The 25,050-nt window shown below is 60.8% G+C and carries 21 protein-coding genes; 8 read left to right on the top strand and 13 right to left on the bottom strand.

From position 1 onward, the window contains the following. Nucleotides 1-6: 6 nt before the first annotated feature. The gene (locus FPT15_RS05670; RefSeq protein ID WP_145159169.1) at nt 7-1,536 is read right to left on the bottom strand and encodes an NCS1 family nucleobase:cation symporter-1; all 1,530 of its coding nucleotides are present in this window, start codon (nt 1,534-1,536) and stop codon (nt 7-9) included. A gap of 469 nt (nt 1,537-2,005) precedes the next feature. Then, nucleotides 2,006-2,740: a phosphoadenylyl-sulfate reductase gene (locus tag FPT15_RS05665; RefSeq protein WP_106576281.1), complete on the bottom strand. Its 735-nt coding sequence runs from the start codon at nt 2,738-2,740 to the stop codon at nt 2,006-2,008. A gap of 152 nt (nt 2,741-2,892) precedes the next feature. Between FPT15_RS05665 and thrH the strand changes: the two genes are divergently transcribed. Then, on the top strand, nt 2,893-3,510 hold the full coding sequence (gene thrH, locus FPT15_RS05660; RefSeq protein WP_145159167.1) for a bifunctional phosphoserine phosphatase/homoserine phosphotransferase ThrH: 618 nt from the start codon (nt 2,893-2,895) through the stop codon (nt 3,508-3,510). A 117-nt stretch (nt 3,511-3,627) separates the two neighbouring features. Here the strand turns inward: thrH and FPT15_RS05655 are convergent, their stop codons facing one another. From FPT15_RS05655 to FPT15_RS05630, 6 genes are all read right to left on the bottom strand, one after another. Beyond that, nucleotides 3,628-3,984: a type II toxin-antitoxin system HigA family antitoxin gene (locus tag FPT15_RS05655; RefSeq protein WP_145159165.1), complete on the bottom strand. Its 357-nt coding sequence runs from the start codon at nt 3,982-3,984 to the stop codon at nt 3,628-3,630. After that, nucleotides 3,984-4,286, bottom strand: a complete 303-nt coding sequence (locus tag FPT15_RS05650; RefSeq protein WP_145159163.1) for a type II toxin-antitoxin system HigB family toxin — start codon at nt 4,284-4,286, stop codon at nt 3,984-3,986. The genes FPT15_RS05655 and FPT15_RS05650 overlap by 1 nt, the downstream gene beginning before the upstream one ends. A gap of 227 nt (nt 4,287-4,513) precedes the next feature. Further along, complete coding sequence (gene pabB, locus FPT15_RS05645) at nt 4,514-5,857, bottom strand: aminodeoxychorismate synthase component I (protein ID WP_145159161.1); 1,344 nt, start codon at nt 5,855-5,857, stop codon at nt 4,514-4,516. Between the two features lie 116 nt (nt 5,858-5,973). Continuing rightward, the gene (locus FPT15_RS05640; RefSeq protein ID WP_106576284.1) at nt 5,974-6,960 is read right to left on the bottom strand and encodes an alpha-L-glutamate ligase-like protein; all 987 of its coding nucleotides are present in this window, start codon (nt 6,958-6,960) and stop codon (nt 5,974-5,976) included. Continuing rightward, a complete protein-coding gene (locus FPT15_RS05635; RefSeq protein ID WP_106576285.1) occupies nt 6,960-8,492 on the bottom strand; it encodes an inactive transglutaminase family protein in 1,533 nt (510 codons plus the stop codon). The genes FPT15_RS05640 and FPT15_RS05635 overlap by 1 nt, the downstream gene beginning before the upstream one ends. 5 nt (nt 8,493-8,497) lie before the next feature. Continuing rightward, on the bottom strand, nt 8,498-9,034 hold the full coding sequence (locus FPT15_RS05630; protein WP_119742081.1) for an ATP-dependent zinc protease: 537 nt from the start codon (nt 9,032-9,034) through the stop codon (nt 8,498-8,500). A 270-nt stretch (nt 9,035-9,304) separates the two neighbouring features. Between FPT15_RS05630 and FPT15_RS05625 the strand changes: the two genes are divergently transcribed. The 6 genes from FPT15_RS05625 to prpD all read left to right on the top strand — a co-directional run bounded on the left by FPT15_RS05625 (nt 9,305) and on the right by prpD (nt 17,768). Further along, on the top strand, nt 9,305-10,000 hold the full coding sequence (locus tag FPT15_RS05625; protein ID WP_119742083.1) for a GntR family transcriptional regulator: 696 nt from the start codon (nt 9,305-9,307) through the stop codon (nt 9,998-10,000). 11 nt (nt 10,001-10,011) lie between these two features. Then, nucleotides 10,012-10,905: a methylisocitrate lyase gene (gene prpB / locus FPT15_RS05620; RefSeq protein WP_025854214.1), complete on the top strand. Its 894-nt coding sequence runs from the start codon at nt 10,012-10,014 to the stop codon at nt 10,903-10,905. Between the two features lie 42 nt (nt 10,906-10,947). Further along, entirely contained in the window at nt 10,948-12,075 is a 1,128-nt protein-coding gene (gene prpC, locus FPT15_RS05615) for a 2-methylcitrate synthase (protein ID WP_145159159.1), read from the top strand. A 199-nt stretch (nt 12,076-12,274) separates the two neighbouring features. After that, nucleotides 12,275-14,869: a Fe/S-dependent 2-methylisocitrate dehydratase AcnD gene (gene acnD, locus FPT15_RS05610; RefSeq protein WP_145159157.1), complete on the top strand. Its 2,595-nt coding sequence runs from the start codon at nt 12,275-12,277 to the stop codon at nt 14,867-14,869. Nucleotides 14,870-14,879: 10 nt separating this feature from the next. After that, complete coding sequence (prpF, locus tag FPT15_RS05605; protein WP_145159155.1) at nt 14,880-16,070, top strand: 2-methylaconitate cis-trans isomerase PrpF; 1,191 nt, start codon at nt 14,880-14,882, stop codon at nt 16,068-16,070. A gap of 213 nt (nt 16,071-16,283) precedes the next feature. Then, on the top strand, nt 16,284-17,768 hold the full coding sequence (prpD, locus tag FPT15_RS05600) for a 2-methylcitrate dehydratase (RefSeq protein ID WP_145159153.1): 1,485 nt from the start codon (nt 16,284-16,286) through the stop codon (nt 17,766-17,768). A gap of 156 nt (nt 17,769-17,924) precedes the next feature. Here prpD and FPT15_RS05590 read toward each other — a convergent pair whose 3' ends face one another. Both FPT15_RS05590 and FPT15_RS05585 read right to left on the bottom strand, forming a co-directional pair. After that, nucleotides 17,925-19,244, bottom strand: a complete 1,320-nt coding sequence (locus tag FPT15_RS05590; RefSeq protein ID WP_145159151.1) for an AAA-associated domain-containing protein — start codon at nt 19,242-19,244, stop codon at nt 17,925-17,927. Between the two features lie 14 nt (nt 19,245-19,258). Next, on the bottom strand, nt 19,259-21,004 hold the full coding sequence (locus FPT15_RS05585) for an ABC transporter permease subunit (RefSeq protein ID WP_145159149.1): 1,746 nt from the start codon (nt 21,002-21,004) through the stop codon (nt 19,259-19,261). Between the two features lie 330 nt (nt 21,005-21,334). On the opposite strand from FPT15_RS05585, the gene FPT15_RS05580 reads away from it, so the two are divergent. Next, entirely contained in the window at nt 21,335-22,300 is a 966-nt protein-coding gene (locus FPT15_RS05580; RefSeq protein WP_145159147.1) for a hypothetical protein, read from the top strand. 57 nt (nt 22,301-22,357) lie between these two features. On the opposite strand, the gene FPT15_RS05575 is transcribed toward FPT15_RS05580, so the two are convergent. The 3 genes from FPT15_RS05575 to FPT15_RS05565 are packed head-to-tail and all read right to left on the bottom strand — an operon-like array spanning nt 22,358 to nt 25,036. Next, nucleotides 22,358-23,089 carry an alanyl-tRNA editing protein gene (locus FPT15_RS05575; RefSeq protein ID WP_145159145.1) on the bottom strand — a complete coding sequence of 244 codons (732 nt, stop codon included), beginning with the start codon at nt 23,087-23,089 and terminating at the stop codon, nt 22,358-22,360. A gap of 2 nt (nt 23,090-23,091) precedes the next feature. Beyond that, nucleotides 23,092-24,084, bottom strand: coding sequence for a serine O-acetyltransferase (locus FPT15_RS05570; RefSeq protein WP_106576296.1), 993 nt, complete (start codon nt 24,082-24,084; stop codon nt 23,092-23,094). A gap of 37 nt (nt 24,085-24,121) precedes the next feature. Continuing rightward, nucleotides 24,122-25,036, bottom strand: a complete 915-nt coding sequence (locus FPT15_RS05565; RefSeq protein WP_145159143.1) for a PLP-dependent cysteine synthase family protein — start codon at nt 25,034-25,036, stop codon at nt 24,122-24,124. Nucleotides 25,037-25,050: the final 14 nt, after the last annotated feature.

Here is a 25,050-nt window from a genome sequence, read left to right as displayed (position 1 = left end):
CCTTGATTAATGACTGACGTTATCGACTGCAATGCTTTCGCCACTGACATCGGCGTAGTGCGGCCGACGCTTGGCGATCAAGAGGTACAACAGCCCAGCAATACCGGCGCCAAACAGCCAGGAAAACGGGGCGACGCTGGCAAAGCCGGGCAACAGCGCCAGCAGAATTGCGATCACCGCTGCGGGAATAAACGCCGCGACCGCACGTAAATTGACTCCGCGGCTGTAGTAATAAACGCCATTGGGGTCTTCGCTATACAGCTGCAATACGTCCACCTGGCTTTTACGGATCAGCCAGTAATCGACCATGATCACCCCGTACAGCGGCCCCAGCAGCGCGCCCAGGCCCGAGAGGAAATACACGATCACCAGCGGGCTGTTGTAGAGGTTCCACGGCAGGATCAGCACTGCCAGCGTGGCGCTGATCAACCCGGCGCGCCGAAAGTTCAGGTACTTGGGCGCCAGGTTGCTGAGCACAAACGCGGGGGCGACGAAGTTGGCCATGATGTTGACCGCCACGGTAACGATCAGGAAGGCGAGGCAGCCGAGCACCAGGAAGAAGGTATTGGGAATGGCCGCGATGATTTCGGTCGGGCTTTCGATCACCCGGCCATTGAGCTGGAACTGCCCGCCGCAGAGCAGCACGGTGATTGCGGCAAACACCAGGATATTTACCGGCAAGCCCCAGAAGTTGCCGACCAGGATGGTCTTGCGGCAGGGCGAGGAACGGGCGAAGTCGCAGAAATTGAGGATCAGCGTGCCGTAGATCGTCAGCCACAACGCGCCACCGGCAAAGATATTGCGCCACATCTCGCCGCCGCTCAGCGGTTCGCGGATCGACCAGGCAATATTGCCGCCGACCTGGAAGTACATCCAACCGGCCAGCGAGGCCACCGTCACCAGAATCACCGGCCCGGCGAACGCCTCGTAGCGGCGTACCATTTCCATGCCGTACGCCAGGATCACCAGCTGCACAAACCAGATCGCCACGAAACACGCCCAACCGAGGGTCGACAGGCCGAGGATGGAGTTGTGGTCATAGTCGGCAAATCCTGGATGAATGGCCGACAGCAGCACGCGGAAAACCACCGAGGCCAGGTAGGTCTGGATACCAAACCAGGCAATCGCAATGACCGCGCGAATCAACGCCGGAATCTGTGCACCGTGGATGCCGAAACTGATGCGGCTGATCACCGGGAAGGGCACTCCGGTCTTCTGGCCCATAAACCCCGACAAGTTCATGAAGAAGTACACCAGCGCTGCGCCGATCCCCAGCGACATCAGAATCTGCCAGCCGCCGAGGCCCAAGGCATACAGGCCGATGGCAAATGAATAGTTGGCGATGTTGTGCACGTCATTGGTCCACAGCGCAAAGATGCTGTAGCGGCCCCAACGTCGGCCTTCAACCTTGGTGGGCGCCAGGTCTTTGTTGTGCAAGCGCGGGCTGAGCACGAGCGGGCCGGGGCTTGCGGCCACAGGGTTCAGGACGGAGGAGGGCAGATCCAGTGCGATGTTATTCGAGAGGCTTGTACGCATTCCGGCAGGCTCCGGCGCATCTGCTTCAACGTCGCAGATGGCAAAGTGTATGTAGGTTTTGTATTTATTGTATACAAAGCGTAATTCTCCTTAAGCCACATACGTGCCAGTTTTCGATCTATAAAAACCGTGTTTAATTTCGTTTTTACTGATTATTAAAATAACTAGCTGAATTTAAAGCGATATAAATTGACCGTTTGAACAGGTATTTATTTTTAAGTGGGGAGGCGCGCTATTGGAGAGGCAAACGGCACGCGGGGATGGGTGTTACGTTTTGGTGCGGTGCAATATAAATTGCACACATAAATGGCACCGATAGTTACATGAGTGTGTACAGAATTTTTATTCACCACAAAGCAAACGTGGGAGCGGGCTTGCCCGCGATAGCGATCTATCAGCCAACAATTCATTGACTGACACACCCTCATCGCGAGCAAGCCCGCTCCCACATTTTTTACTGCGACAGACCTCAGGCCTTGCTGATGATATTCCCAGCGTGCAGCCCACATTCCTTCTGCGTGGCTTCTTCCCACCACCAGCGGCCTTCGCGTTCGTGCTGGTTCGGCAGTACCGGGCGGGTGCACGGCTCGCAGCCGATGCTGATAAACCCGCGCTCATGCAGGCTGTTGTAAGGCAGCTCGAGCATGCGGATGTAACCCCAGACTTCCTCGCTGGTCATTTGCGCCAGTGGGTTGAATTTGTACAGGGTGCGCTCGGGTGTTGAGAACGCCGTGTCAATTTCCAACGCCGCCACCTGGCTGCGGGTGCCGGGGCTCTGGTCACGGCGTTGGCCGGTGGCCCAGGCGCTCACGCCGGATAGTTTGCGGCGCAGCGGTTCGATCTTGCGCACACCGCAGCATTCGCCATGGCCATCCTTGTAGAAACTGAACAGGCCCTTTTCCTTGACGAAGGGTTCCAGTTTGCTCTGGTCCGGCGAGATCAACTCGATGTCGATCTTGTAGAACTCGCGCACCTGTTCGATGAACCGGTAGGTCTCCGGGTGCAGGCGCCCGGTGTCGAGGCTGAACACCTTGACGTTCTTGTTCAGCTTCCAAGCCATGTCTACCAGCACCACATCCTCGGCGCCGCTGAAGGAAATCCACAGGTCATCACCGAACTGGCTGAACGCCAGTTTGAGAATGTCCTGGGCGGATTTGTTGGCATAAGTCGTGGCGAGTTCAACGACGTCGAAGGCTTGGTTCATCAGGACGGTTCCTACAGGTCAGTGGCGCTGAGCGCTCTATAGGGAAGCGATGGTACCAAAATCCGCCCTGCGTTGCGGCGCAGAGCTTGAGTCGCTAGAGTTCGGCAGTCCTTTTGCTCGCTCAACTAACAACATCTAAATGGGAGTGTCTTGTGGAAATTGCCTGTCTCGACCTGGAAGGGGTGCTGGTTCCGGAAATCTGGATCGCCTTCGCCGAAAAAACCGGTATTGAATCCCTGCGCGCCACTACCCGCGACATTCCCGACTACGACGTGCTGATGAAGCAACGCCTGCGCATCCTCGATGAGCATGGGCTCAAGCTTGCCGACATCCAGGAAGTGATCGCCACCCTTGAGCCGCTGGACGGCGCCATCGAGTTCGTCAACTGGCTGCGCGAGCGTTTCCAGGTGGTGATCCTGTCCGACACCTTTTACGAATTCTCCCAACCGCTGATGCGCCAGTTGGGTTTTCCGACCTTGCTGTGCCACCGCTTGATCACCGATGAAAACGACCGGGTGGTGAGTTACCAACTGCGTCAAAAGGACCCGAAGCGCCAATCCGTGCTGGCATTCAAGACCCTCTACTACCGCGTGATCGCCGCCGGCGATTCCTACAACGACACCACGATGCTGGGCGAAGCTGATCGTGGGATTCTGTTCCATGCGCCGCAGAACGTGATTCGCGAGTTCCCGCAATTTCCCGCGGTGCATACGTTTGAGGATTTGAAGAAAGAGTTCATCAAGGCGTCGAATCGGGCGTTGAGCCTGTAAGTTTTTCAGCGTTGCTGATGACTCCTTCGCAGGCAAGCCAGCTCCCACATTTGGTTGGGTTCACACAGTTCAACCTGTGGTGGCTGGCTTGCCTGCGACAGGGTCGGTACGGCCAGGTCAGGCCCCTGCGAGCAACCGATCATAAGGAATACTCAAGCCCTCATGCAGGCGCTTGATCATCGCCAGGCTCAGCTTGCGCTTGTGGTTCAGCACTTCAGACACTCGCCCGCTCGTGCCGATGAAAGGCTCAAGGTCACGGGCGGTCATGCCTAGCTGCTCCATGCGAAATTTGATCGCTTCCACCGGGTCCGAGGGCGGCATGGGATAGTGTTCCGCTTCGTATTTCTCAATAAGGACAGCGAGGATCTCCAGCTCGTCACCCTCCGGCGAGCCGATCTCGGCCCCCCATAATTGCTCGACGCGTGCGAGCGCCGCCGCCAGGTCTTGCTGGGAATGAATGGGTTTTATGTTCATCACACGGTCTCCGCGTTGATCTGGTCGTAGTGCGCGTGGGTTCCCACGAAGCGTATGAACCCCAGCTGGCGCTGATAATCGATTGCCATGATCACTCGATACTTGTTGCCACCCACGTTGAACACAACCCTGCCGCCTTTGAGAATGCTGGCTGTTCTGAGCTCTGCTTTGAGTGCCTGTGGCGTCTGGTAAGTGGTCTTCTCCATATGACGGTACAACTCGACCAGGGGTGTTTTGGCATCGGTACAGGCGGGATGGCTTTCCCAGAATGTTCGTAAGGCAGACAGAGCGATTATGCGCATCGCTGCAACCTCCCAATTTGGGAGATGGTAGGCCCGGTGAGGTGGATATGCAATCGCGGAAATAATTTCTGACGAGTAGGCAGTCGCTTCATGTGATCCTTCACAAACGGCGGGTGGACGTGGACGCTGGACGCTATCCTCCAGGCCACACGTCGTCCACGACTGTTCTGATGCAGGCTTTTTCGGCAGCTCGGCTCTGCGTCTGAGCCTCAGGCAGGGCTGGGCTGCTACAAGCTTTCCAACGTTTGTAACAACACCCGCACTTTTGTCAGCGACTCCTGATACTCCGCCTCCCACTGCGAGTCCGCCACGATCCCGCCACCGCCCCAGCAGCACACCTGCCCATCCTTGACCAGCAAACTGCGAATCGCGATGGAGCTGTCCATCTCGCCGCGCACATCCAGGTACACCAACGAGCCGCAGTACAACCCGCGCCGCGTGGGTTCAAGCTCATCGATGATCTGCATGGCGCGAATCTTCGGTGCGCCGGTGATGGAACCACCGGGGAAGCTGCCGGCGATCAGGTCGAGTGCGTCCTTGTCGTCGGCCAAGGTGCCAGTGACGCTGCTCACCAAGTGATGCACGTTGGGGTAGCTTTCCAGGCTGAACAACTCCGGCACTTTCACCGAGCCGGTGCGGCAGGTGCGGCCCAGGTCGTTGCGCAGCAAGTCAACGATCATCAGGTTTTCGGCGCGATCCTTGGGGCTGACCAGCAGCTCGGCGGCGTGGGCCGCGTCTTCTTCGGGTGTCAGGCCACGCGGGCGGGTGCCTTTGATCGGGCGGGTTTCGACGCGGCGCTCGCTGATGTGCACGAAGCGCTCCGGCGACAGGCTCAGCACTGCGCCGTCGTCCGGCAGGCTCTGGAACCCGGAAAACGGGGTAGGGCACGCCTCACGCAAGGCGCAGTAAGCCGCCCACGGATCGCCGACGCACGGCGCGCGAAAGCGCTGGGCAAAGTTGACCTGGTAGCAGTCGCCGGCCTGGATGTACTCCTGAATGCGCACGATGGCCTGCCGGTAAGCGTCGGCGGTCAGGTCCGCAACCATGGGGCCGTGCAGTTTGAAGCTGGCCTGGGTGTCGACAACTTCAGCGTTGAACAGCGCAATCAGGCGTTGTCGTTCGCTGTCGATCAGCGAAGGGTGGAAGACCAACTGACTGCTCTGCACCCGGTGGTCGCTGATCAGCGCCCAGGCGTACAGCCCAAAGCGCGCGTCCGGCAGGTGCAGGTCGTCCACCGCCAAGTGCGGCATGTGTTCCAGGTGGCGGCCGAAGTCGTAGCTCAGGTAGCCGATCAAGCCGCCAGCGAACGGCAACTCATAGCCAGCAGGTAAACCCGCCTCACCCAACTGCGCGAGGTTTTCGCGCAAGCGTTGCAGGAAATCACTGCCGTTTTCGTCGGGCCGTACCGTCAGCGTTTCCACTGGCCAGGCGCTGAGCAGGTCATAGCGCCCGCGTTCGGCAGCCGGGCGGCCGCTGTCGAGCAACACTGCGCCGGGGGCATGACGAATCGCCGCGAAGTAGTCGGCGGGGTTGGCCCGGTAGGGCAGCGGATGTACAGAGCAGGTCGACATGCGGGGTGGATCAGCTGTTGGCTTGGGGGAGGCGATTGTAGTCCTCCGAAGGGTTTGGTCCTAGAGCGCGGGTTAAATGGGGCAGCGAGCAAGCCCGCTCCCACAGTTGAGTGGCGTCAGCCTTCAACGGCGGGAATATGCCCGAACATCTCCTGCACGAACTTAACCCGCTCTTCCGGCGTTTCGGTCACGCCCGCAGCTTTCAATTCTTCCAACCGCGCTTCTACCGCATGGGTGCGCAACGTCAGGCCGCAGTCGTTGGCAATCTGGATATTCAGCCCTGGCCGCGCGTTCAGCTCGAGGATCAGCGGGCCTTTTTCCTGGTCCAGCACCATGTCCACGCCGATGTAACCCAGCCCGCACAGCTCATAACAGCTGGCCGCCAACTTCATGAAACCGTCCCAGTTGGGCAGTTGCACGCCATCCACCGCGTTGGTGGTGTCGGGGTGTTTGGTGATGATGTTGTTCAGCCAGGTGCCGCGCAGCGTCAAACCCGTGGCCAGGTCGACACCCACGCCAATCGCGCCCTGGTGCAGGTTGGCCTTGCCGCCGGATTGGCGCGTCGGCAAGCGCAGCATGGCCATTACCGGGTAACCCATCAGCACAATAATGCGGATGTCCGGCACGCCTTCGTAGCTGATGCTCTTGAAGATCTGGTCGGGCACCACGCGGTATTCGATCAGCGCGCGGTCACGGTGGCCGCCCAGGGAATACAGGCCGGTGAGGATGCTGGAAATCTGGTGTTCGATTTCTTCATGGCTGATGATCTTGCCGGACACCGTGCGATAGCGCCCTTCAAACCGGTCGGCCACCACCAGGATGCCATCGCCGCCGGCGCCCTGGGCCGGCTTGATCACGAAGTCGCTGCGCCCACCGATGATCTCGTCGAGCTTGTCGATTTCCTTCTCGGTGGAAATGATCCCGTACATTTCCGGCACATGAATGCCGGCCGCCATGGCCCGTTCCTTGGTGATGATCTTGTCATCCACAATCGGGTACAGGCTGCGCTTGTTGTACTTGAGCACGTAGTCGGCGTTACGCCGGTTGATGCCCATGATGCCCCGCGCTTCCAGGGCCTTCCAGGTTTTCCAGAAGCCGAACATTACGAGTCAGCCTTGAGGAAGGCCTTGAAACGCACCAGTTCGGTCAGGCGGTAGCCGCGATAGCGACCCATGGCCAGCATGAAACCCACCAGGATCAACAGGACTGCCGGGAAGGTGAACACAAAGTAGATCAGCTCCGGCACGCTCATGATGATGTGCGCCAGCGAGGCGGCGAATAGCGTACCAATCGCCACCTTCAGCGCATGGTTGGCGCCGCGTTCTTCCCAGGTGATCGACAGGCGTTCGATGGTCATGGTCAGAATCACCATTGGGAACAGCGCCACCGACAGCCCGCGCTCCAGGCCCAGCTTGTGGCTGAACAGGCTGATGGCTGCAATCAGCACCACCACGAAGGTCAGCACCACCGACAGCCTCGGCAGCATCTGCAGCTTCAAGTGTTCCAGGTACGACCTGAGCGACAAGCCCAGCGCGGTAATAATGGTGAACAGCACGATGCCAAAGCCCAGTTGCGTCTCGCGAAACGCCAGGGCGATCAGCACCGGGGTGAAGGTGCCCAGCGTCTGCAGGCCGATCAGGTTGCGCAGGATCAGAATCACCAGCACGCCAATCGGGATCATCACCATGATCATGAAGGTCTGCTGGGTTTGCAGCGGCAGGCCGTACAGCGAGTACTCGAGGAAGTTGGCGTCGGTGTTCTCGTCGGTCAGCTTGGCCAGGCGAATCGCGTTCATTTCGCTGTTGTTCAGGCTGAAGGTCACCATGGCTTTCTTGCCGCCATCCACCGTGATCAGGTTTTCATCGCCGGTCCACCACAGCAGGCGGTCAGCGGGCAGGCCTTGCTCGCCGGTTTCCGGGTTGAAATACAGCCAATCATTGCCATTGAAGCTGCGCAGCCACAGTTCCGGGGTTTGTGGCTGGTCGGCGACGAGTCGGATGGTGTGGACTTTTTCCACCGGCACATGGGCTATGGACAGCAATAACTCGACGATCTTGGCCTTGTGCGGCGTCGACGGGTCGCCCGCCAGCAGCAGCTTCACATTGTCGTCGTTGAGGTTGTTGGTGCGCTTGATCGCTTCGGTAATAAAGGTTTCGACGTCGGCCGAATGCTGGCGGATCGGCGCCAGCAAGGCTTCGGCGGCGATTTTTTCCGGGCCTTCCACAGCAATGCTGTCGCGGAAGGTCGGACCTTTGACCTTGACCTTTTCGCCGCTGTAACGCTTGGTCAGCACCAGGCGGTAATACAGCGTCTGGTTGCCCTTGGCGCGGCGCGCCGACCAGGTGACCTTACGGTTACCGTCGGTGCGGTTGACGCTCACGCCGTAGTTATTGGAGATGAAACTCTCGTTGAGGCTGACGAAGTCGCGGCTCAGGGGCGGCACGAACATCGAGATCTTCACCGGGTCTTTGGGGCTGGCGACAAACTCGACCTTGGCGTCGATGTTCCACAGGTCGTCGGTGGCGTCCTCGGTGACGGGAATCCCCAGCACGAAAATCTGGTAGGCGGTGACCGAAATACCCAGCACCACCAAAATGGTGATGAGGATTTTCAGGTGCAGGGTCAAAGAGCGCATTCGGTTTACTCGGCGGTAGGAGCGTCAGCGGCGCAGGCAGGTTTGCCCGCTGCGTATTTAAGACTGGGGTCGACCAGCGCATCAAAGCGTTTCAAGGCTTCGGAGCCGATCAGCAGCGGGTATTGGAATGCGCTGCGGTCAGTCAAGTTCACTTCGATGCTGCGTAAAGCAGTGCCCATGCAGATGTCCAGGGCGATCACTGGGCGGGCGGTGTAGTTCTTGTCCTCATCGGGGTCGTAGTCACCGGCGCGGCGTTTGATTTTGCTGACGCGGGCCAGGGGGCGTTCGATGGGGTGGGAATGGGCGGTGTCGATGGCCAGGTAGAAACGTACCCAGGATTCACCGTTGCGTTTGAAGCGCTTGATGTCGCGGGCGCTCAACGAGGCGGTCTTGGCGCCGGTGTCGAGTTTGGCCGCCACTTCCAGGTCAATGCCCGCCAGTTTCGCGTATTCATTCAGGCCATACACGGTCTTCTCGGCGGCGCCGCCAAGGCTGGGTATGCACGCTAGGCAAAACATTAAAAGGAAGGGCTTGAGTCTCATAGATCCTGAGGCGCTGCAGTGCGATGTTTAATTCAAGGCGACTGGCATTGCTGCGCAATCTCGGGTGCGCCGTTTCATCAAGTGATGTCAGGCAAAAGCGGCGGGCATTCTAACATGATGCTTTTTTGGCGCCAGCGCTGGCAGGCGGCCATGCCCCTATTCAGCGCAGAAGGGGTTATTAGACGATTGTCGACAATGTTGATTTATTCTTTGACTATTTTGGCTTGAGTGGCTAGTTTTTGCGGCATTGCTTTTAAAGGTGTCGACAATATGCTGGATCAACTGGAAACCCCAGTGGTGGCGCAAGACGATTCCCAGACCATGTCCGAGAACGTCTTCCGGCGCATCCAGGCCGCCATCGTCAAAGGCGAAATCGCCCCCGGCAGCAAGATTTCCGAGCCGGAACTGGCCCGCACCTACGGCATCAGCCGTGGCCCGCTGCGCGAAGCCATCCACCGCCTGGAAGGCCAGCGCCTGCTGGTGCGCGTGCCTCACGTTGGCGCGCGAGTGGTGTCCTTGAGCCATGCCGAGCTGATCGAACTCTATGAAATCCGCGAATCCCTGGAGGGCATGGCCTGCCGCCTGGCCGCCGAGCGCATGACCGACGCGGAAATCGAAGAGCTGCGCCAGGTGCTTCATACCCATGAACGCGACGAAGCGTTCCAGGCCGGCCTGGGCTATTACCAGCAGGAAGGCGACTTCGATTTTCATTACCGGATAATTCAAGGCGCCGGCAACCGCACCCTCACCCAAATGCTCTGCGGCGAGCTGTACCAATTGGTGCGCATGTACCGCATCCAGTTCTCCGCTACGCCCAATCGTCCACGCCAGGCTTTTGCCGAGCACCACCGCATTCTTGACGCGATTGCCGATCGCGACGGTGAACTGGCCGAATTGCTGATGCGCCGGCATATCGGCGCCTCCAAACGCAACATTGCCCGTCACTTCCCCGACGGCACTTCCTGAAGAGGTGAGTCATGAGTTCTAACAATAAAAGTACACCCGGCCAGCGTTTCCGTGACGCGGTCGCCAGCGAACATCCGTTACAGGTCGTTGGCGCGATCAACGCCAACCACGCGCTGCTGGCCAAGCGCGCCGGTTTCAAGGCGATTTACCTGTCGGGTGGCGGCGTGGCGGCGGGTTCTCTGGGCGTGCCAGACCTGGGCATCACGGGCCTGGATGACGTATTGACCGACGTGCGCCGCATCACCGACGTGTGCGACCTGCCGCTGCTGGTGGACGTGGACACCGGTTTTGGCTCCTCGGCCTTCAACGTGGCGCGCACGGTCAAGTCGATGATCAAGTTTGGCGCGGCCGCTATCCATATCGAAGACCAGGTCGGCGCCAAGCGCTGTGGCCATCGCCCGAACAAAGAAATCGTGTCCCAGCAGGAAATGGTCGACCGCATCAAGGCCGCCGTGGATGCGCGCACCGATGACAGTTTCGTGATCATGGCGCGCACCGACGCCCTCGCCGTCGAAGGTTTGGAGTCGGCACTGGAACGCGCCGCCGCCTGCATCGAAGCCGGCGCTGACATGGTGTTTCCCGAAGCCATCACTGAGCTGGAGATGTACAAGCTCTTCGCCTCCCGCGTGAAGGCACCGATCCTGGCCAACATCACCGAATTCGGCGCGACGCCGCTGTACACCACCGAACAGTTGAAATCTGCCGATGTTTCCATCGTGCTGTACCCGCTCTCGGCCTTCCGCGCCATGAACAAGGCCGCCGAGAATGTCTACACCGCGATCCGTCGCGATGGTACTCAACAGAACGTGATCGACACCATGCAAACCCGCATGGAGCTCTACGATCGCATCGACTACCACACCTTCGAGCAGAAGCTCGACGCGCTGTTCGCCGCGAAAAAGTAAAGAACGCGCCTCCCTGAATAACTACAAAATTGGAGAACAACCATGGCTGAAGCAAAAGTATTGAGTGGCGCCGGCCTGCGTGGCCAGGTGGCCGGGCAGACCGCACTGTCCACCGTGGGCCAGGCCGGCGCCGGCTTGACCTATCGCGGCTACGACGTGCGTGAACTGGCCGCCGATGCGCAATTTGAGGAAGTCGCCTACCTGCTGCTGTACGGCGAATTGCCAACCAAAGCCGAACTGGCGGCCTACACCGCCAAACTCGGCAAGCTGCGCGACTTGCCGCAGGCACTTAAAGAAGTGCTGGAACGCATCCCCGTCGACGCCCACCCGATGGACGTGATGCGCACCGGCTGCTCGTTCCTGGGCAATATCGAGCCCGAGAAAGACTTCAGCGTGCAGCGCGATGTCACCGACCGCCTGCTTGCCGCTTTCCCGGCGATCATGTGCTACTGGTATCGCTTCAGCCACGATGGCAAAAAGATTGACTGCGTGACCGACGAGCCGAGCATCGGCGGCCATTTCCTGCACCTGTTGCATGGCAAGAAGCCGAGCGAGTTGCACGAGAAGGTCATGAACGTGTCGCTGATCCTTTACGCCGAGCACGAGTTCAACGCCTCGACGTTCACCGCCCGTGTGTGTGCCTCGACCCTGTCCGACCTGTATTCCTGCGTCACCGCCGCCATCGGTTCGCTGCGCGGCCCGCTGCACGGCGGCGCCAACGAAGCCGCGATGGAAATGATCGAGCGTTTCGGCTCGGCTGAAGAAGCCGTCGAAGGCACCCTCGGCATGCTGGCGCGCAAAGACAAGATCATGGGCTTTGGCCACGCGATCTACAAAGACAGCGACCCGCGTAATGAAGTGATCAAGGGCTGGTCGAAAAAGCTCGCTGACGAAGTGGGTGACAAGGTGCTGTTCCCGGTCTCCGAAGCCATCGACAAGACCATGTGGGAGCAGAAGAAACTGTTCCCCAACGCCGACTTCTACCATGCCTCGGCGTACCACTTCATGGGCATCCCGACCAAGCTGTTCACGCCGATTTTCGTGTGCTCACGCCTGACAGGCTGGGCCGCGCATGTGTTCGAGCAGCGCGCCAACAACCGCATCATCCGTCCAAGCGCCGAGTACATCGGCGTTGAGCAGCGCAAGTTCGTGCCAATCGAACGTCGCTGAGTGAGGAGACCGACGAGCCCGGGATGGGTATGAGGTCAAATGTGAGAGGGGGCTTGCCCCCGATAGCAGTCTGTCAGTTGATACAGCTGGCACTGAGCAACCGCCATCGGGGGCAAGCCCCCTCCCACATGTTGATCACATTCCAATTCTGGATCTGCGCAGGTCTTCCTTTTGCAACTACCGTGACCGAGTCCTGACGATGAACACTGAATTTCGCAAACCGCTCCCTGGCAGCCGCCTGGATTTCTACGACGCCCGTGCGGCAGTCGATGCAATCGCCCCCGGCGCCTACGCCACTTTGCCGTACACCTCCCGCGTGCTCGCGGAGAACCTGGTGCGCCGTTGCGACCCGGCCACGCTCAATGCGTCCCTGAGCCAACTGATCGAACGCAAGCGCGACCTCGACTTCCCCTGGTTCCCGGCGCGTGTGGTGTGCCACGACATCCTCGGCCAGACCGCCCTGGTCGACCTCGCCGGCCTGCGCGACGCCATCGCCCTGCAAGGCGGTGACCCGGCCCAGGTCAACCCGGTGGTGCCGACCCAGTTGATCGTCGACCACTCCCTGGCGGTCGAAGCCGGTGGTTTTGACCCGGATGCGTTCGAGAAAAACCGCGCCATCGAAGACCGTCGCAACGAAGACCGTTTTCACTTTATCGAGTGGACCAAGAAGGCCTTTAAGAACGTCGACGTGATCCCGCCGGGCAACGGCATCATGCACCAGATCAACCTGGAGAAAATGTCTCCGGTGATTCAGGTGCGTGACGGCGTGGCGTTCCCGGATACCTGCGTCGGCACCGACAGCCACACCCCGCATGTGGACGCCCTGGGCGTGATCGCCATCGGCGTTGGCGGCCTGGAGGCCGAGAGCGTGATGCTCGGTCGCGCGTCGTGGATGCGCCTGCCGGAAATCATCGGCGTCGAACTCACCGGCAAGCTGCTGCCGGGTATCACTGCCACCGACATGGTGCTGGCGCTGACCGAATTCCTGCGTAAGCAGAAAGTGGTGGGGGCGTGGCTGGAATTCTTCGGCGAAGGCGCCTCCAAGCTGACCCTGGGCGACCGCGCGACCATCTCCAACATGGCCCCGGAATACGGCGCCACCGCGGCGATGTTCTGCATCGACCCGCAGACCATCGCCTACCTGAAACTCACCGGCCGTGAAGACGAACAAGTCACCCTGGTCGAGCAGTACGCGCGTCACACCGGCCTGTGGGCGGATGACTTGAAAGGCGCGCAATACGAGCGCGGCCTGACCTTCGACCTGTCCAGCGTGGTGCGCAACATGGCCGGCCCGAGCAACCCGCACGCGCGCGTGGCCACCAGCGATCTGGCGTCCAAGGGCATCTCCGGCCAGTGGGACGAAGTGCCGGGGCAAATGCCTGATGGTGCGGTGATCATCGCCGCTATCACCAGTTGCACCAACACCAGTAATCCGCGCAACGTGATCGCCGCCGGCCTGCTGGCGCGTAATGCCAACAAGCTTGGGCTGACGCGCAAGCCGTGGGTCAAATCCTCGCTGGCGCCCGGCTCGAAAACCGTGGCGATGTACCTCGACGAAGCGGGCTTGACCCACGAATTGGAGCAGCTGGGTTTTGGTGTTGTGGCGTTTGCCTGCACCACCTGCAACGGCATGTCCGGCGCACTCGACCCGGTGATCCAGCAGGAAATCATCGACCGCGACCTGTACGCCACCGCCGTGTTGTCGGGCAACCGCAACTTCGACGGGCGCATTCACCCCTACGCCAAGCAAGCGTTCCTGGCCTCGCCGCCGCTGGTGGTGGCTTACGCGATTGCCGGCACCATCCGTTTCGACATTGAAAAGGACGTGCTGGGTCTCGACGCCAACGGCAAGGAAATCCGCCTGCAGGACATCTGGCCCAGCGATGAAGAGATCGACGCGGTGGTTAAAGCCTCGGTCAAGCCGGAGCAGTTCCGCGCGGTCTACATCCCGATGTTTGCGATCCACGAAGACACCGGCCCCAAAGTGGCGCCGCTGTACGACTGGCGCCCGCAAAGCACCTACATCCGCCGCCCGCCGTACTGGGAAGGCGCGCTGGCCGGTGCACGCCCACTCAAGGGCATGCGGCCGCTGGCGGTGCTGCCGGACAACATCACCACCGACCACCTGTCGCCGTCCAACGCGATCATGCTCGACAGCGCCGCTGGCGAGTACCTGGCGAAAATGGGCTTGCCGGAAGTCGACTTCAACTCCTACGCAACTCACCGCGGCGACCACTTGACCGCGCAACGCGCGACCTTTGCCAACCCGAAACTGTTCAACGAAATGGTCCAGGAAAACGGCAAGGTCAAGCAGGGTTCGCTGGCGCGTATCGAGCCGGAAGGCCAGGTCACGCGGATGTGGGAAGCCATTGAAACCTACATGGAGCGCAAACAGCCGCTGATCATCATTGCCGGCGCCGACTACGGCCAGGGTTCGTCCCGCGACTGGGCGGCCAAGGGCGTGCGCCTGGCCGGTGTGGAGGCGATTGCCGCCGAAGGCTTTGAGCGTATCCACCGCACCAACCTGGTGGGCATGGGCGTGTTGCCGCTGGAGTTTCTGCCGGGCACCGACCGCCACACCCTGAACATCGACGGCAGCGAAACCTATGACGTGGTCGGCCAACGCACCCCGCGTGCGCAACTGACCCTGGTGATCAACCGCAAAAATGGCGAACGTGTCGAGGTGCCGGTGACGTGCCGCCTGGACACCGCCGAAGAAGTGTCGATCTACGAGGCGGGCGGCGTGTTGCAACGTTTTGCCCAGGACTTCCTGGAATCGGCGGCGACCGCCTGAGGGGTTAACCATGGCACACGCAGCGCAAATCAAGATTCCCGCCACCTACATGCGTGGCGGCACCAGCAAGGGCGTGTTTTTCAGCCTCAAGGACCTGCCCGAAGCCGCGCAGGTGCCGGGTGCCGCGCGCGATGCCTTGCTGTTGCGGGTGATCGGCAGCCCCGATCCCTACGACAAGCAAATCGACGGCATGGGCGGCGCCACTTCGAGCACCAGCAAAACCGTGATCCTGGCCAAGAGCACCCGCGCCGATCATGACGTGGACTACTTGTTTGGCCAGGTCTCCATCGACAAGCCTTTTGTCGATTGGAGCGGCAACTGCGGCAACCTGTCGGCGGCGGTGGGTTCGTTTGCCATCAGCGCCGGGCTGGTCGACCCCGCCCGCGTGCCCCGCAACGGCGTGGCCGTGGTGCGGGTCTGGCAGGCCAATATCGGCAAGACCATCATCGCCCATGTGCCGATCACCGACGGCGCGGTGCAGGAAACCGGCGACTTTGAGCTCGACGGCGTGACCTTCCCGGCTGCCGAAGTGCAGCTGGAGTTCATGGACCCGGCGGCGGAAGAGGAGGGCGGCGGTGGCTCGATGTTCCCCACCGGTAATCTCATCGACGACTTGGAGGTGCCCGGTGTCGGCACCTTCAAAGCGACGCTGATCAATGCGGGCATTCCGACGATTTTCATCAACGCTGAAGACCTCGGCTACACCGGCACCGAGCTGCAAGGCGCGATCAACAGCGACCCCAAAGCCCTGGCGATGTTTGAAACCGTGCGTGCCTATGGCGCATTGCGCATGGGCCTGATCAAGCATCTTAACGAAGCCGCCCAGCGTCAGCACACGCCCAAGGTCGCCTTTGTGGCCAAGCCTTTGGACTACGTGGCGTCCAGCGGCAAGGCTATCAAGGCCGGTGATGTGGATTTGCTGGTGCGCGCCTTGTCGATGGGCAAGTTGCACCACGCCATGATGGGCACGGCGGCGGTGGCGATTGGCACGGCGGCGGCGATTTCCGGCACCTTGGTCAACCTCGCAGCCGGTGGTGTCGAGCGTAATGCGGTGCGCTTCGGGCATCCGTCCGGAACCTTGCGTGTGGGCGCGGAGGCGACCCAGGTGAACGGCGAATGGGTCGTTAAGAAAGCCATCATGAGCCGCAGCGCGCGGGTATTGATGGAAGGTTTCGTACGCGTGCCCGGCGACGCCTTTTAATCGCCAGCACCGAACCCATGTGGGAGCGGGCTTGCCCGCGAATGCGGTGGACCAGTCACCTTATGTGCCACTGACAGACCGCCATCGCGGGCAAGCCCGCTCCCACAGGGAATGGTGCTATCCGCACGACCAAGGTGGGCAATCAGACCCGCCAACACATGATCAACCCTGACCCTGAGGATGGACAACCCCCTAACTGTTTGGAGAACTGCCATGAGCGCCAACGTCGACCAGAACAACCGCCCCGACTACGACCAGGTCCTGCAGGACATCGCCGATTATGTCCTCGATTACCGCATCGACTCCCAGGCCGCATTGGACACCGCCCGCAACTGCCTGATGGACACCCTCGGCTGTGGCCTGCTGGCCCTGCGGTTTCCCGAGTGCACCAAGCACCTGGGGCCACTCGTCGAGGGCACCGTCGTGCCGTTCGGTGCGCGCGTGCCGGGCACTTCGTTGCGTCTGGACCCGGTCAAAGCCGCCTGGGACATCGGCTGCATCGTGCGTTGGCTCGACTACAACGACACCTGGCTCGCCGCCGAATGGGGCCACCCTTCGGATAACCTCGGCGGCATCCTCGCCGTGGCCGACCACCTTTCGCAAAAGCGCGTGGCCAATGGCGACGCGCCGCTGACCGTGCGCGCGGTGCTGGAAGCGATGATCATGGCCCACGAAATCCAGGGCGTGATCGCCCTGGAAAACTCCTTCAACCGTGTCGGCCTCGACCACGTGCTGCTGGTGAAAGTCGCCTCCACGGCGGTCACCGCCAAGCTGATGGGCGCCAACCGCGAGCAGTTGCTCGCAGCGTTGTCCCATGCGTTTGTCGACGGCCAGGCACTGCGCACTTACCGCCACGCGCCCAATGCGGGCTCGCGCAAATCCTGGGCGGCTGGCGATGCGTCGAGCCGTGGCGTGCGCCTGGCCGATATCGCCTTGCGCGGCGAGATGGGCATTCCGGGTGTGTTGAGTGCGCCGCAGTGGGGGTTCTATGACGTGCTGTTCAGTCACACCAACAACGACCTGGCGCTCAAGCCTGAGGACAAGCGCGCGTTCCGCCTGTCGCAGCCCTACGGCACTTATGTGATGGAAAACGTCCTGTTCAAGATCAGCTTCCCGGCCGAATTCCATGCGCAAACCGCCTGCGAAGCCGCAGTGACCTTGCACCCGCAGGTCAAAGCGCGCCTGCATGAAATCGAGCGCATCGTGATCACCACCCACGAGTCTGCGATTCGCATCATCTCCAAGGTCGGCCCGTTGGCCAACGCCGCCGACCGCGACCACTGCCTGCAATACATGACCGCGGTGCCGCTGGCCTTCGGCGATCTGGTGGCCGAGCAGTACGAGGACGCGTTTCACGCGGCCCACCCGATCATCGATGAGCTGCGCCAGAAGATGGTGATCGTCGAAGATCCACGCTACAGCCGCGAATACCTGGAGGCCGACAAGCGCTCCATCGCCAACGCGGTGCAAGTGTTTTTCAAGGATGGTTCCAGCACCGAGCAGGTGGCGGTGGAATACCCGATCGGCCATCGTCGGCGTCGGGTGGATGGCATTCCATTGCTGGAGGACAAGTTCAAGGCCAACCTGGCGACCCGGTTTACCGCGCAGCGCAGTGCCGAGATTTTTGCCCTGTGCAAGGATCAGGCGAAGCTTGAGGCCACGCCAGTGAATCGGTTTGTGGACCTGTTTGTGATCTGAACACCACCACAACACTCACCGTGTAAACCCAATCACTGTGGGAGCTGGCTTGCCTGCGATGCAGGCAATTCGGTCTTTCAGATACACCGAGGTGATGCTATCGCAGGCAAGCCAGCTCCCACATTTGCCCTGTGTGCTCAATAAAAAGTGTTCGGCTTACATACTGCCTTCCACATCATCCAGGCTGAAGGTCTCGGTATGGTCGTCATAGGAGAAAATCTCCGCATACCGCCCCCACGCCACCACGCTTTCCAGGGTTTTTTGCACAAAGGCTTCGGTCATCGAGTCCTCCAGTTCCTGCTCGAAGCGCACCCGTGGCGCGCGGTGCCCGCTGCGCTCAAGCAATACCTGATGAATGCGCGCGGCCAATGGCACGTGCCGGATCAAATGCTCGGCGAACAGGGTTTTGCGTTCCTGGGTGCCGTAGTCGGCAAACAGTTTGCCGGCGTCGGTGAGGGTGATGTCGGCGCCCTTGAGTTCGGCGAAACCCAAATGCTCGAGCATCTCGGCCACCGGGAATAAATCGTCCACTTCCAGCAGGCGGCGCTCGGCCACCGTGGGCAAGCCTGCGTGGCCGTTGTAAGGCTCGGCGGCCAGGGTTTCGATCAGGCCGGCCATCAGGTTGGTCGACACTTCCGGCAGCAGGCTGCCCATTTTCAGCTCGGGGATGCCTTTGGCATCGGCGCTGCGCCGGTCGGTCATCAAGGCGTAAATGTCGTCGACCATTTGCCGAAAGGTCGGGTCCAGGCGGTTGCGCGGGTGCGCAAATGGCACCTTGATTTCGGCGACCACCCGGCCCGGGTTGGACGACAGCACCAGGATGCGGTCGCACATCAGCACCGCTTCTTCGATGTTGTGGGTCACGATCAGGATCGATTTGATCGGCAGTTGCTTGCCGCTCCACAGGTCCAGCAAGTCGGTGCGCAGGGTTTCAGCGGTGAGCACGTCGAGGGCCGAGAAGGGTTCGTCCATCAGCAGCAGCGTCGGGTTGACCACCAGGCCACGGGCAAAACCCACGCGCTGGCGCATGCCGCCGGACAACTCGCGCGGGTAGGCGTTTTCAAACCCGTCCAGGCCGATCAGGTCGATGGCGGCCAGGGCACGGCGGCGGCTTTCCTTGCGCTCGACTTGCAAGGCTTGCAGGCCGGCTTCCACGTTTTCCAGCACGGTCAGCCAGGGGAACAGCGCAAAGGTCTGGAACACCATGGCCACACCTTCGGCCGGGCCGTTGAGCGGGGCGCCGTTGTAGCGCACTTCGCCCGACGACGGCTGAATCAGCCCGGCGATGATGCGCAGCAAGGTGGACTTGCCCGAGCCGGAGCGGCCGAGCATGCCGACGATCTCGCCTTCGTGCAGGCTCAAGTCCACGCCGCTGAGCACTTGCAGCTCGTCTTTGCCCTTGCCGAAAACCCGGTTGACGTTTTTCAGCGAGTAGATTTGCGGGGTATCAGCAGCGTGTTCGGTATTGGTATTCATCACAGCGAATCCCGTCAATTCAAGCGAAGTTTGTTTTCAGCCAGGGCGTACATCGGCCGCCAGACTGCGCGGTTGAAGGCCACCACAAAGATCGACATCACCACCACGCCCAGGGCGATTTTCGGGAAGTCGCCGGCGGCGGTGGTCTGTGCAATGTAGGCGCCCAGCCCGTGGGCGACCACGTTGTCCTGGCCCCAGGACACGTACTCGGAAACGATACTGGCGTTCCACGCGCCGCCCGAAGCGGTAATGGCGCCGGTAACGTAATAGGGGAAGATCCCCGGCAGCATCACCTTGCGCCACCACAACCAGCCGCGGATGCGGAAGTTGGCGGCAGCTTCCTTGAAGTCATTGGGAAACGCGCTGGCCCCGGCGATCACGTTAAACAGGATGTACCACTGGGTGCCCAGCACAATCAGCGGGCTCAGCCAGATGTCCGGGTTGAGCTTGTAGTGCAGGATCACGATGACGAATACCGGGAACAGCAGGTTCGCCGGGAAGGCGGCGAGGAACTGCGCCAGTGGCTGGATTTTCTCCGCAAGGCGGGGGCGCAGGCCGATCATCACGCCCAGCGGCACCCAGATGAGTGATGCGATCAGGATCAGCCCGGTTACCCGCAGCAGCGTGATCAGGCCCAGCAGGAATACATGGCCGACCTCGGCAAAGGTCACTTCGGTGCCGACGTACTGCACGATGTGATACAGCGCATACGCGGCCAGCAGCGCTATGAGTGTGCCCCACACCCAATCGATCACTTTTGAGGCCTTCGGTGTTTCTGCCGGCAACGCCTTGAGCGCACTGCCCGCGAGGCTGAAACGCTTGTTACCGATACGGCTGATGGCACGGGTGATCGGGCGCAGGATGCGCTGAACCACGCGCGTGCGCTGGATCAGGTTCAACAGCCAGGATTGCGGCGCGGCGCCCTGAGAGGCCGTGGTCTCCATGCGAAACTTGTCGGCCCAGGCCACCAGCGGACGGAACAGGAACTGGTCATACATCAGGATGACCACAATCATCGCCAGGATCACGTAACCCACGGCGTGCAGGTCTTTCTGGGCAATGGCCAGGGCCAGGTAAGAACCCACGCCCGGCAGGGTGATGGTCTTGTCGCCGACGGTAATGGCTTCGGAGGCGACCACAAAAAACCAGCCGCCGGACATGCTCATCATCATGTTCCACACCAGCCCGGGCATGGCGAAGGGTACGTCGAGCTTCCAGAATTTCTGCCAGCCGGAAAGCCGCAGGTTGGTCGACACTTCGACCAGGTCGTGGGGCAGCATGCGCAGCGACTGGTAGAAGCTGAACGTCATGTTCCAGGCCTGGCTGGTGAAGATCGCAAAGATCGCGGCGAACTCGGCGCCCAGCACACGCCCGGGAAACAGCAACAGGAAAAACGTCACGGTAAAAGAGATATAGCCGAGCACCGGCACCGATTGCAGGATGTCGAGCACCGGCACCAGCAGTTTCTCGGCACGCCGGCTTTTGGCGGCCAATGTGCCGTACAACAGGGTGAAGACCAGTGCGGCGACCATCGCTGCGAGCATGCGCAGGGTGGTGCGCATGGCGTATTCCGGCAGGTTGGCCGGGTCCAGAGAGATGACTTCACTTTGCAACGTGGCGATTGGTGCCCAGGTTTCCCGCGCCGTAATGGAGAAAAACAATAAAAAGCCGATCACCAGAGGCAAGGCGACCAAATCCCAGCGATTGGGTAGCAAGCGCAGCGTGGACGCCGGTAAATAGTGACGAAACACTCTGTTCATAGGCAGTCAGTCCTGCAGCGTTCAGGGGCGTGATGGGAGTGAGCTTAGCTGCTGCACGAATGACCCACCGAGAAGGGCGGGCGCTGTTTTCGTGAGTCAGGGGCAACGAGGCGTTGCAGGCGGGATTGTACGTTTCTGAATGTTACAAGCACATAAATTTGCTGTCAGTTTCCTGTACGAACTGCGGCTTATGTGTTGGTGCGCCGGGCGTCCGCCCCTGACACAAGCGCAAGGCACCGCTGTTTTTGCCTGAGATACAAATAGCCACTTACCCGCCCTACGGTTCCGGAACCCTCTTTCAGAGAAACGCCAATCAGGTAACCAGACGGCGTGCGAACGCAGGCCTTCAAATCGGCAATCACGACTTCACTACCTGAATCTGGGAAGGTCCCTATGACTAGCGTAAATACTCGGCCAGCACCCTACACGGTTGGCTATGAACAGCCTCAAAAGCCGTCGCCCATCAGCTACCAGGACAGCGCCCGCGCTTCCGAACGAGCCAGTACCCAGCCCGATCTGGCGCCGCTGCGTCCCGCGATGACGCCCGAGCAGCGCGGCCAGTTCTCAAGCCACAGCGCGATCGTGAACGCGCCACCGTCACAGGGTTCGGAGGCGACGGACTCGCTGGCAGAACTGACGCAAAAAAATATGGCGCTTCGTGCCAAGTTCCAGGGGTTTGCCGCTGAGGTTGGGCCACAGATCCAGAGCCTCCAACAGCAAGTTGTCGACCTGACTCAGCAACTCAATACGCCACGTGAAGCCACTCAACACTCCTCGAATCAGCCTGAGGCTACGCCGCAGAACCGTTCTGCAGGTGAGCAGCACACTGCGCCGTCGCAGGCTTCGCCGGTTACACCGAACCCATCGGGGACTGAGCCGGGCCAGGCTCAAAGTCTTGAAGCGTTGAACCGTGAGAGCCAAGCGTTTCGCCAGGAAGTGTTAGCGTTTTTCGGGGAGCTCAAGACAGTGATTCAGCAACTGCAAGAGCAAATCCAGGGCTTGGCTCAACGCATTGACGCGATTGGCACGCCTCAGAACGCGGTGCTTTCTGAGCCGGAAAATTCCGTTGAGCCTGGTCCGTCACCCGACGCAGCGGCCCCCGCGAATGATCCAACGCCGGCCCCGCGCGATGAGCCAGAAGCGACTGCTGCGCGTGGCGTTGAAGCACTCATGAGTGAAAACGCACAGCTACAGGCCGGGCTTGATCAAATGGAAGCACAGTTCAAGGCCGTAATTGCGCAGCTTCAAGCGCAGATCGAGACCTTGAGCAAGAAAGTCAGCGAGCAAAAGCAATAAGGCTGCACCGCGTCGGCCTTGTATGGGGCACCCCATACGGGCCGCGTCAGGGTTGATCTATCCCTCGAACCGCAGGATCACCCGGCGGTTGTGCTTGCTCTTCTTCTCGATTTTCTCGCAGAACACCCGGCCGATTTCCTCGGTGTTGATCACATGGGTGCCACCGCATGGCTGGATATCGATGCCGGCGATTTCAATTACCCTCACCGAACCCTGGATCACCGGCGGCGCTACTGCCTGGGTACGGGTGATCTGCAGCAGGGTTGAGTACTCCGAGGCGGGCATCGACAGGGTTTTTACCACGTGGGCCTGCTCGATCAGGGCGTTGAGGTCGCGGGTGATGCTGTCTTTATCGAGGGTCATTTCCGGCAAGTCGAAATCCAGCCGGCCTTTGTCCGCGCTGATGCTGCAACCGGTAACGGGGGCATCAATGATCGAGCACAGCAAATGCAGGCAGGTGTGCATCTTCATATGCTGGTAGCGGCGCTCCCAGTCCAGACCCGCGTCTACCTGCACCCCGGCAATCAACTGCGGCGGGCACTCTTGGACTTGGTGCCAGATGATCGAACGCAGCACCGGGTCGCGTACGGTGCCGATCACCTCGACGCGCGTGCCATCGGCCAGTGTCAGGTGCCCGGTGTCGCCCGGCTGGCCGCCGCCGGTGGGGTAGAACAGCGTGTGTTCCAGGGCAACGCCGTGTTCGCTGACCGCAATTACCCGCGCGCTGAAGGCATTCTGGTAGGGCGCGCTGTCGAACAGCGCCAGGGTTTCCATGGTGTGCACAGACATGTTCAACCTCCGACAATCAGTGGGCTGGCTTGCAACAGGTGACGCACCATCGCACTCAAGCCAGGCGGCGAGAGCAGGGTGATTTCAAATTCCGGCCCGCAGATTTTCAGGTTCAGCGGCAAGCGTGGCAGTTGCTCGCCGACATCGAGGCGGCGCAGGCGAAACTGCAGGTGATGACGCTCTTTCACCGTGGGCTCCAGCATCAGCCCCTGCAACGGGTGAAAGTCGGCGTCGAGCACCGTGACCTTGTGGCTGGCATTCACTTCGCCGACCACGTGCAAACGCTCGTCCAGGGCGAAAGCCCCGAGGTAGTTGCTGTGGTCTGACTCATCGTTTTTCTGCAGTTGAACCTGATTGACCACCTTGACCTTGGTACCGGCAGGCACGTCCTGGGTGATGACACACGAAGGGCTGATAAACACGTTGTCGCCGATCAGCACATACCCCAACACGCGGGCACCGGCGCCGACCTCGACGTTGTTGCCCAGGCGCGGGTGGCGTTTGCCATCCGGGTTGTTGGCGATCCCGCGGGCGCCCAGTGTCACGCCACAGAGGATGTAGCAGTCGTTGCCGATCTCGCAGGTTTCGCCGATCACTGTGCCGTAACCGTGGTCCAGCACGAAGCGCCGGCCTATGCGCGCAGCGGGATGGATTTCGGCTCCAGAGAGGATTTTGCCCTGGTTGCTGAGCTTCAGAGCCATGCGCGAAAACTCGCCATTGGTTTGATCGGGGAAATGCCATACCAGGTGCGCAAGGCGGTAAAACAGCACGGCCTTGAACGAGGCATAGGATTCCAGAATCAACTCGCCGCGCCCGCGTGACGCCGGGTCGCGATAGGCATAGGCGATCAGGTCCTCGGCCACCGCCTGGGCGGCGTTCTGGATCAGCGGCGCCAGGTGCGGTTCCAGCTGCTTGATCTGCGCAGGCGTCAGGGTCTTGATGAGGTGGGTGAGCAACTCATCGTGCAGCTGTTGCATGTCGATAAAGCCCCCCATGGAGGCACCCCCGCGTTCTGGATGGTTGGGAAACCGGTTATTCGAAACTGGGCAGGTAGCTGTCAGCATTGTCGTAGACCATGGTCAACACCACCGTTTCGGGCGGCAGTTCGGGGGCGAGTTGGGCGATGGCGACCATGTTGGCGGCCGAGGACAAGCCCAGGCTGATGGCGTCGGTGCGCATGATGCGTTTGATCATGTCCATGCATGCCTGGTGCGACACCTTGAGCATGCCGTCGATCACGTCCAGGTTGAGAATGCTCGGGATCAAGCCAATCGACAGGCCCTGGATATGGTGCGGCGCGTGCTGGTTTTTCAGCAGGTCGCATTCCTCCGGTTCCACGCCCATGACCCGCAGTGCAGGCCAGGCGGCCTTGAGCGTTTCGCCGATGCCCGTGAGGTGGCCGCCGGTGCCGATGCCGCTGACGAAATAATCCACGCGCCGTTCACCGAACGCGCGGAGGATTTCCGGTGCGGTGGTGTCGCGGTGGGTTTGCGGATTGGCGCCGTTACGCTGCTGGTTAAGCATCACGTAGCTGGGGTTTTCGAGCTGCAGCTCCATGCACTTTTCGCCGTGGGAATTGTTCCCCAGGCGGCTGTCCGACAGCACCACCTTGGCACCGTACAGGCGCAGCAGTTTCTGTTTTTCGGGGCTGTAGTTGTCCGGGATCACCAGCACCACTTTGTAACCCAACACGTTGCCGGCCATCACCAGTCCAATGCCGGTGTTGCCGCCGCTGGGCTCGATGATGGTTTGCCCGGAATCGCGCATCAGCACGCCGCGGCGCTCGGCGTCGAGGATCATGCCCAGGGCGATGCGTGCCTTGTGGCTGCCACCTGGGTTGAGGGATTCCAGCTTGGCGTAGACCTCGATGCCAAGGTCTTCGGAAAACTGCGCCAGACGCACGATCGGTGTGTGGCCGATCACGTCAAGAATGGAGTTATGCAACATCGCTCAGCCCCCGG

This window comes from Pseudomonas sp. RGB (assembly GCF_007713445.1).
Taxonomy (GTDB): domain Bacteria; phylum Pseudomonadota; class Gammaproteobacteria; order Pseudomonadales; family Pseudomonadaceae; genus Aquipseudomonas.
Note: the sequence above shows the minus strand (reverse complement) of the source record. Positions and strands in the feature narration are given on the sequence as shown.

Coding starts and splice junctions, on each gene's coding strand:
- FPT15_RS05670 (WP_145159169.1), bottom strand. CDS start 1,536: ATGCGTACAAGCCTCTCGAATAACATCGCACTGGATCTGCCCTCCTCC.
- FPT15_RS05665 (WP_106576281.1), bottom strand. CDS start 2,740: ATGAACCAAGCCTTCGACGTCGTTGAACTCGCCACGACTTATGCCAAC.
- FPT15_RS05655 (WP_145159165.1), bottom strand. CDS start 3,984: ATGAACATAAAACCCATTCATTCCCAGCAAGACCTGGCGGCGGCGCTC.
- FPT15_RS05650 (WP_145159163.1), bottom strand. CDS start 4,286: ATGCGCATAATCGCTCTGTCTGCCTTACGAACATTCTGGGAAAGCCAT.
- pabB (WP_145159161.1), bottom strand. CDS start 5,857: ATGTCGACCTGCTCTGTACATCCGCTGCCCTACCGGGCCAACCCCGCC.
- FPT15_RS05640 (WP_106576284.1), bottom strand. CDS start 6,960: ATGTTCGGCTTCTGGAAAACCTGGAAGGCCCTGGAAGCGCGGGGCATC.
- FPT15_RS05635 (WP_106576285.1), bottom strand. CDS start 8,492: ATGCGCTCTTTGACCCTGCACCTGAAAATCCTCATCACCATTTTGGTG.
- FPT15_RS05630 (WP_119742081.1), bottom strand. CDS start 9,034: ATGAGACTCAAGCCCTTCCTTTTAATGTTTTGCCTAGCGTGCATACCC.
- FPT15_RS05625 (WP_119742083.1), top strand. CDS start 9,305: ATGCTGGATCAACTGGAAACCCCAGTGGTGGCGCAAGACGATTCCCAG.
- prpB (WP_025854214.1), top strand. CDS start 10,012: ATGAGTTCTAACAATAAAAGTACACCCGGCCAGCGTTTCCGTGACGCG.
- prpC (WP_145159159.1), top strand. CDS start 10,948: ATGGCTGAAGCAAAAGTATTGAGTGGCGCCGGCCTGCGTGGCCAGGTG.
- acnD (WP_145159157.1), top strand. CDS start 12,275: ATGAACACTGAATTTCGCAAACCGCTCCCTGGCAGCCGCCTGGATTTC.
- prpF (WP_145159155.1), top strand. CDS start 14,880: ATGGCACACGCAGCGCAAATCAAGATTCCCGCCACCTACATGCGTGGC.
- prpD (WP_145159153.1), top strand. CDS start 16,284: ATGAGCGCCAACGTCGACCAGAACAACCGCCCCGACTACGACCAGGTC.
- FPT15_RS05590 (WP_145159151.1), bottom strand. CDS start 19,244: ATGAATACCAATACCGAACACGCTGCTGATACCCCGCAAATCTACTCG.
- FPT15_RS05585 (WP_145159149.1), bottom strand. CDS start 21,004: ATGAACAGAGTGTTTCGTCACTATTTACCGGCGTCCACGCTGCGCTTG.
- FPT15_RS05575 (WP_145159145.1), bottom strand. CDS start 23,089: ATGTCTGTGCACACCATGGAAACCCTGGCGCTGTTCGACAGCGCGCCC.
- FPT15_RS05570 (WP_106576296.1), bottom strand. CDS start 24,084: ATGGGGGGCTTTATCGACATGCAACAGCTGCACGATGAGTTGCTCACC.
- FPT15_RS05565 (WP_145159143.1), bottom strand. CDS start 25,036: ATGTTGCATAACTCCATTCTTGACGTGATCGGCCACACACCGATCGTG.